This window comes from Yersinia sp. 2542 StPb PI (assembly GCF_048593855.1).
In the GTDB taxonomy this organism is placed as follows: domain Bacteria; phylum Pseudomonadota; class Gammaproteobacteria; order Enterobacterales; family Enterobacteriaceae; genus Yersinia; species Yersinia enterocolitica_E.
In genome coordinates this window covers 1-7,634 of the sequence record NZ_JAZGQA010000198.1, presented here as the reverse complement: position 1 = coordinate 7,634, position 7,634 = coordinate 1, and the positions used below count along the sequence as shown (strand labels likewise).

The following is a 7,634-nucleotide window of genomic DNA, read 5'->3' as shown; positions in this document are numbered from 1 at the left end:
ATCAAAAAAATTAATTTATATCATTGCAGCTCCGACTAATTAATTCCCTTTTAGAGCTGCAATTAAAAAATAAAATTAATCGTTAATGTATATTCCCCACCCCCTCATCTTTAATATCTACCTGAGTACCAATAAATTTATTCCCTTCCAGCACATTGTTATTGGCATAATCCGCAAAGTACTGACCAGAGTTATCTTTGGCTTTATCACCACAATCAAAACCAGAGAGATCTCTGCTTTGGCGGGAAGCTAGCCAAATGCCGACCTGCTCGTGGGTAAAAGTGTTATTGCGGATAATATTGTTGTCGCTGTGTTGCCAGCGGATAACCGACTTTCCACTACTGTAATGCTCGCCGCAGTTCTTATACAAAAACACACCACCCGCACCATTGCCTTCAAATAGATTTCCCTCGATCAGATTATTGGCAGATGAATCCACCGCTAATCCTTCTCGCTTGCCCCGTCCAAAACTCTCGTGACCATTATTCACTATACGGTTATTAATAATCCGGTTGTAACGTGATGAGTGTTCCAGATATATTCCCGACATATAAGACTGCTGAACAGTAGAATTACTGAGTGTGGAGTCTGTCACGTAGTCATCAAAATAGATGCCCACTCGCCCACTGCCGGTCACTACCACCGCGTCGATAAGAATAGCCGTCGGCGTTCGGTGATAATTAATCTGGTGATCGGTGCTAAGTTGATTAGCCGGAATATTAGAGGTAATGCGGATACCACTGCGACTAAAGTTGCGGATATGGCAATTTTTGATGCTGATATTTTTCAGTGGGCTGCCTTTGCTATTGACCATTATGCCAAAGGGCAGATGATTATCCCCTTCCAGCGTAGCCCCTTGACAGTCGAGATGAGTATTACTGTGCGATATCAGTAGGGATTGACGATAAATACAGTGCGGCTGCAAACTGATATTCCCTTGTAACTCGGTAGCATCAGGCAAATAGCATGGCAGTTGAGCAGCTTGTGAAGATAAAGTGAATGAGATGGCTAAGGTTAATATTAACCCGAGGCGACAACACAACAACAATCGGGAAATGGTTACAGCAGTGTTATCTGTATTATTTATCGGCATTAGCAATAATCATTTCTCCGCCCCATCCTGAAAAGTATCCCCAAAACTCACTAAACCGGGATCCGGTAATATTCGTCTTTATATTCGGTCTTTACCATAGGTATCAGTTCAAGCTGATTATCACCATAATAAACCGCGTTAATCTGGGTGTTTCTCAGTATATACAACCGGAATTTTTTGAATAACTTCATATCGGGCTTGAAATCAGACTGCCAAAACTGATTAAGGTGTCCCTGAAACGTTAACCCTTTCATGTCATACAGGGCGTTTCCCATCACGATCAACGGTTTATTATGGATCAGTGCTGATAACCCGGCAGTGCTATTAATCGTTACCACCGCCTTGGCGTGAGTCAGTAATTCCGGCATTGGCAAGTCATGCACATATTTGATGCGCTCACTGATGTGGTACTGCTTACCCAGTTTACGGATTAATGGCCCGTACAGGCGATGCCCCCGGTCCATAGGGTGATGTTTGATAACTAACCACTGGTCGCTACAAGCTTTTTTTGAGAATGAATACATCACGTCATTGATGTAATCACGCACGTCATTGTACGGGCTGTGGTTGCGAATCTGGCTATCATTGTAGACCTGTAAAACCACCAGATGGTAGCGCTGGTCAAGCTCGCCTTGTAGTTGGCTCAATACTTTTCGTTGCAAGAATCGATACCATTGTTTACGCGCGGCAGCACGTATCCAGCAACGTGCTTCGTACCACGGCGAGAAGGATTTATGGTGACGATATTGCGGGAATTGATGGCGGTAAAACCAGCCAGCCAGATAATAACCTATACAGCGGCGCACCCGCAGACTAAAGCACGATGTCAGTTTTTTGGCGACCGGAGCTTTAATTTCTGGCAACTTACGGTAAAAATCAGGATTACGTGGCAAGGCGGAAAACGCATTCACCCCGCCCTCTTCGAGGGTAATAAAATGCGGGCGAAGATATCCCTCCTCAAACGCCAGAAAACGCACCCCTTTGGTTTGCGCCCAGAGCCTGGCAACTTGGTGTAGCGGGCGGCAATCACCAAAACACAAAATAGTGTCGAAGTGGTAATCTTGCCAGGTATCTTTCAACCAGGTGGGGAACTCTTTCGGCGTCTGCCTGAACACCAAATAGTCACGCTTACGGCAATAAAACTTGTCACCGCCGTTGAATACCACGTTCACCGCTTCGCACCCCTGAGATTCAAGCCACTCAGCGGTATCACTGAAATAAGGTCCCATCGGGCCTTGTAACAGTAGGTACTTCTTCCCAGCAAGAAGTGTTGTCAGTGCACGGCAATCTGTAAGCATAAACACGTCACCATTATTATTTAACAGACTGATTTATAAATTCATTGTCACTTTAGTTAACATGAGCAGTTTTCTATAATTACGCATAATCCTGCCCGATTTTTTTTTGCTAAATTGCATTTCAGCACGTGGCTGAGCCGCCAAAATGTCTAACGCCCGTTCTGCGGTTATTGCTTCGCGCCGGAGGGGGTCAACATAGGTCGGATAAGCGATCAACGCCTGATATACCAAGTCATCGAGCTTCAATGTGCGGTACCGGCGCGGTGAACGATGTTCATCCTGTGTCAGCCCCCAACCGGCATAAAAGGGTATGCCGTAGCAAAATACCTGCTTCCCATGCAGCAGCGCTTCAAAACCGGAAAGCGACGTCAAGGTATGCAACTCATCCGCTGCCTGAATGCACTGGATGATGTCGGCATCCTGCGCCTGAGTGTTAGCCCAACGCGCAATATCAGCCGCAGGAATATGCCCTTGCCGATTGCCAACCAACACGTCCGGGTGCGGCTTATAAATAATGAAAGCGTCCGGGTTACGCTGGCGCACCGTTTTCAGCAGTTCACTATTGGTACGAATACTGATAGTTCCGGTCAAAATGGATGCATCATCCTCCACTTGACCTGACACCAGCAGAATACGTTTGCCACTGGCTTGCGGCGGCACACTGAATGGCGCACCAATGTTGTATTTACTGATTTTGTCACAGACCAATCGCTGGCGAAGCTTTACGGCCCGCCCTCGCTGTAGGTCGGTTAACTGGCTGCTGTTGAGTAACGACTCAAGATCACTTGGCCGGGTGGCATCGTAGTAAATACCGCTTTTATCCAACACCAGCGACAGCGGCGGATGCAAGTCAGAACCCAGCCCCGATGAACGTATAAACCCATCCTCCATACGCCATACCGGTACTTTTTGCGACTGAGCCTTTGCTTGCCAGCGCTGTTCGCCTTTATTGCCCCACACCACACAGGCTGTATTCGATGTTTTACCTTCTCTGAAAGAGAGGTTGTTCAGTGTGGTCTTTAAAAAAAGTAAAAAAATGCTTCGTTTCCAAAGTGTTAACCCTGGTGCCCATAACTGACCCTGGCGTTGTAGTTGATGGTTTTTTTGCATCAACAGGCCGTCTAACACAGCAAATAATGTCGCCGGCTGGCCACTACAGGGATCGATATACCGGCTGTAGCGCAAATAGGCGGCGCTGAATAAATCCAACAAACTGGCCTGCCCACGTCGTGCCGATAACCCATCAGCTTGCGGGTGGCGATCGTCAGTCAATCCCCAACCGGCATACCAGGGTTGACCAAATACAGTGACGGATTTACCCGCCAGCAGTGCTTCAAAACCATATTGCGAGGTCACCACATACACACGACTGACCTGGCGCAATAACGACTGCGGGCTGACATTTTCTGCCAGCAACTTAATGCGTGGGTTTTTTGGTATTGCTCTGAAGTAGCCGGCTTTCTTGCCCTGTAAAACATCGGGATGAATTTTCAGCCAAACCTCAGCCTGTGGATTTTCATTCAGCGCGGCATCCAACATTGCCTCAAAGTCTGCCGCATCGGCATTGCCGTATTTAACCGCCATGTCACCAAAAGTCTGGTCCACGACCAATACCGCGTCACCCTGCGCAGGCGCGCCGCTGAATGCCGGAGCCAGGTTATATTTCGACAGGTCAGCATCAACAATCAACTGCATTGCCTCATGCGCATCAGCATAAAGTGGCTGGTTGCCGGCCCGGTCAAGAATCAGCCTTTCCAGCGAGCTTGGCCGGCTGGCGTCGTAATAGATACCCTGAGTATCCACCACCATCGACAGTGGCGGGCAACCTGACACACCCAACCCCAACGAGCGGATAAAACCGTCTTCAAGACGAACAACAGGCAAGCTGGAAGCTCGCGCCAACGCAACCGCTTTATCACCACTTGGACGATGGCCCCACACCGCCACCGCACTTATCTGCGGTGGAATTGAGCGCAACGATGAAAGCTTGCAGCAGGGTTCAGCCAGAAAGTTTTCCAGATGCTCGATACGATAAATCCCTGCCGAAAAGATGCCTATCATCAGAGTGTTAGCACCACTTTAGCTGCAACTGCCAACTGGTAAAGAATGGTCGAAATTCCCCGCGTCACTTCAATGTTCTTCGATTCAAACTTCGGTAATACCATCAGTTCGTCACCCGGTTGTAGCGTTTTGACGTCTTCAGCATTCAGTGCTTCACCATTCTGTTTAATCAGAATGACTTTGGTGTTACTGGCTTTTTGTGTGTAACCGCCAACCTTGGTAATGTAATCATCCGGGCTAAGACCTTTCTGCCAACTCACCGCATTCGGGAACATCACTTCGCCATGGATCATGACCAGCGAGGTCTTTTCAGGGATCTTAATCATGTCACCGTCTTCCAGAATCACCTGATCAAGATTACTTTCGTTGAGCACTACTTCACCCTTAGGTACCACGTTGCGGGCTTTGGTAACAAAGCGACTGATAAGCTGCGCTTCTTGCATTCGCAGACGGGCCTCTTCTGAAGTGGAAGACTGTGCTGATAAAGAGGCTTCTTCGAGTTTTTGCAGTGACAGGTCAAGCATCTCTTTCTGACGCAGCGCGACCGAGCGGCGATACAGTTGGATCGAGTCCATTTGCGACATGCTATTAGGGCGGATTTTTGCCAGAACCTGACGCATAGTCGCACCATAAGGCAGTACCATGGCATGCTCGCCGGAATGTGCCCCTTCGATCCGAACCTGAATGGTTCCTGAGTAGCGATCAGTGCTGATAATCAGCTTATCGCCATCTTGTAATGAACGCCCCGGTGCAGAGCTAAGTGGATAGTATTCACTGCGCTTAATCGTACCCTGCTGGCGGATAATGGTCATATGTGTGGCCCCTGGTTTGGGGCGCGCCCAACTCAGCGCTTCACTCACTGGAATCGTGCTGTTGCGGAATTCAAAGTCATAGCTGTTGAACACTTCGCCTTCGACACTGAAAGTGTGCTGGCGTGGGCCGACTACGATGGTATCGCCGTCAGCAAACTGTGATAGCCCCAAATTGCCGTTGAGGAGAAAGTCGTACAAATTAACCTGTGAGCGCACGCGGTTACCACGTTTGATGCTGATATCCACATAGCTGCCTCTCTGAGTATCGACACCACCGGCTTTACTGAGATAGGAGAGTAACGAGTCAGATGCCACCCCGCCGTACAATCCGGGATTATTAACGTAACCGGTGACAAACACTTTGACCGGCTGGGCCTGTAATAAAGAGGCGTAGACATTCACATTCGACTGATAGACCTGTTTGACTTTGGCAGTCACCACACTGTTGATCTGGCTATTCGGGATGCCAACTACTTTCAGCGGGCCAACGTTTGGCAAGAAGATATTGCCTTTCGGGTCCACACTCAGCGCACCTTCAAAGTTAAATGCGCCCCATAACCGTACCTGAATCTGATCCCCCAAACTCACTACGTAGTTTGGATTGAAACCGATACTGGAACCACTATCTGCCGCCGAGACCGAGGTAAAGAGTTGCGCGCCAAACATCCGACTCATCACCACCGGGATCACCGGAGGGGGGGTATCGTCAAACTGGCTATCGCTATAAGGTCTCTGGCTTTGACCTGAAATAATCGACGGTAACGGTGCGGCCCCGGTCATATTTGGATCGGCATTCAGATCAACGGCCTGAGCGGGTGTTGCCTGTATGGCAATAATCAGAAGAACAGATTTCAATAATTTCATAGCATGCTCTGAGTTACTGCCTGCGGTGTCATTCCGACAAGCTAGAAATAGCGTTAAAACGGCGTCAATCTTTATGATCGTCAATCACCGCCAGCAATAATTTGACAGTACCAAAAAGTAAGCAACATACCAGTAACCAACTGATAAGCAGATACAAACTGTTGGGGAACTTTGACTCCTGCGGTAGCTGAGGAGAGCTGATCACTGACAACATTTTCAGTTTTCTTGCCGCATCAACACGGGTTTTTTCAATCGATGTCAGGGTCAATTTGTAGATATCAGTATCGAACTGTACCTTGGCTTTAATCTCTTCAAAATCTACCGCCATACGGTTCAATTTGTGACCATCGGGCGCAGTAATTTTGCTTTTTTCATTATCAATCTGGCTGGAGAGCGACTTGAGTGCGTTCTTCGCACTGATGACCTGAGGTGCATCTTCACGGAGAAAAGTCAGTAGGTTACGCAATTCTGCTTCCATCTGAATACGTTGGCTAACCAAGGTATTAATCAACGTAGTGGCAGCCAAAGCCTGAGCTTCAGGGTCAAGAATATTATTGCTGTTCTGGTAAGTGAGTAGTTCGGTTTTGCTGCTATTCAAACGAACGCGTGCTTCCTGCATTTCGTTTTCGGCAAACAGCAACTGCTCGCGGGCAATGCGGTGTGAGATCTCATTGATAAATCTTTCGGATTCTTTCAAAACAGCCTGATTGAACCGTTGAGCAAATTCAGGCGAGAATCCTTGAGTACCAATGGTGAGCAAACCGGTTTTGTCATCGTAAGAAACGGAGATACGGTTACGGTAATAATTAAGGAATTGCTCGCGAGTGGCACTATCTGACAAATGATAGAAAAAATCCCAACCGCTATGGCCGAATGCCTGACGAAAATCGAGCTGTTTATCCAAGACCGCCAACATATCAGGAGAATTAATATATTCCTTCAGATATAAGGCATCTTCCGCAGAACTAGGGTTGCCAGCACCCATCAGCAAAGCGACATTCAGATTACTGCCATTGATATCGTTGGAATGTTTGATGGCGACTTTAGATTCACTGAGATAGCGTGATTGGCTAAAAATTAACAAGTAGAGAATCAGCAGCAACATCGGTATCAGAATCATAACCTTACCTAAATGGCGCTGTAGCTTAGACAGAGTTAAGTGTGACATGCGCACGCGCTTCAACATATCACCTGGCCAAGCCGACTTTATTTTTTCAATAAACATGGGTTTCATCATTTGTTATTTGCGCGGGCATTTCCCCATCACGTCTAATGCAATCATCAACAGAAAATTCGAGTAATAAAATGATCATTACCCAGCTCAGGTAAATTAAATTCGTCGATCGTCCGTATCATGTTCAATCAACACATGTCGCAACATACGACTAGCCCAGAGGAATAAGCCCACATTGGGCTAAAATACAGACGTTTTGCCAGCAAAACTCTAAATGAAGGGGTAAATCAATAAAAATTGCGGCTACAACACTGTTGATAATTATAATTTAC

The 7,634-nt window shown here is 47.3% G+C and carries 5 protein-coding genes; all 5 read right to left on the bottom strand.

Annotation, left to right across the window (positions count from 1 at the left end):
- Nucleotides 1–82: 82 nt before the first annotated feature.
- The 5 genes from V1952_RS18215 to V1952_RS18195 all read right to left on the bottom strand — a co-directional run bounded on the left by V1952_RS18215 (nucleotide 83) and on the right by V1952_RS18195 (nucleotide 7,365).
- Nucleotides 83–1,093 carry a right-handed parallel beta-helix repeat-containing protein gene (locus V1952_RS18215; RefSeq protein ID WP_420075272.1) on the bottom strand — a complete coding sequence of 337 codons (1,011 nt, stop codon included), beginning with the start codon at nucleotides 1,091–1,093 and terminating at the stop codon, nucleotides 83–85.
- A gap of 50 nt (nucleotides 1,094–1,143) precedes the next feature.
- Nucleotides 1,144–2,391 (bottom strand): capsule biosynthesis protein, encoded by a 1,248-nt coding sequence (locus tag V1952_RS18210; protein ID WP_420075271.1) that lies wholly within the window; start codon nucleotides 2,389–2,391, stop codon nucleotides 1,144–1,146.
- 33 nt (nucleotides 2,392–2,424) lie between these two features.
- On the bottom strand, nucleotides 2,425–4,452 hold the full coding sequence (locus tag V1952_RS18205; protein WP_420075270.1) for a capsular polysaccharide biosynthesis protein: 2,028 nt from the start codon (nucleotides 4,450–4,452) through the stop codon (nucleotides 2,425–2,427).
- A complete protein-coding gene (locus V1952_RS18200; RefSeq protein ID WP_372559590.1) occupies nucleotides 4,452–6,128 on the bottom strand; it encodes a polysaccharide biosynthesis/export family protein in 1,677 nt (558 codons plus the stop codon). Before V1952_RS18200 ends, V1952_RS18205 begins: the two co-directional genes overlap by 1 nt.
- Nucleotides 6,129–6,192: 64 nt before the next feature.
- Nucleotides 6,193–7,365, bottom strand: a complete 1,173-nt coding sequence (locus V1952_RS18195; RefSeq protein ID WP_420075269.1) for a capsule biosynthesis protein — start codon at nucleotides 7,363–7,365, stop codon at nucleotides 6,193–6,195.
- Nucleotides 7,366–7,634: the final 269 nt, after the last annotated feature.

Bases quoted from the DNA above. Each gene is read 5' to 3' on its own strand.
- V1952_RS18205 (WP_420075270.1), bottom strand. From the start codon at position 4,452: ATGATAGGCATCTTTTCGGCAGGGATTTATCGTATCGAGCATCTGGAA.
- V1952_RS18210 (WP_420075271.1), bottom strand. From the start codon at position 2,391: ATGCTTACAGATTGCCGTGCACTGACAACACTTCTTGCTGGGAAGAAG.
- V1952_RS18215 (WP_420075272.1), bottom strand. From the start codon at position 1,093: ATGCCGATAAATAATACAGATAACACTGCTGTAACCATTTCCCGATTG.
- V1952_RS18200 (WP_372559590.1), bottom strand. From the start codon at position 6,128: ATGAAATTATTGAAATCTGTTCTTCTGATTATTGCCATACAGGCAACA.
- V1952_RS18195 (WP_420075269.1), bottom strand. From the start codon at position 7,365: ATGATGAAACCCATGTTTATTGAAAAAATAAAGTCGGCTTGGCCAGGT.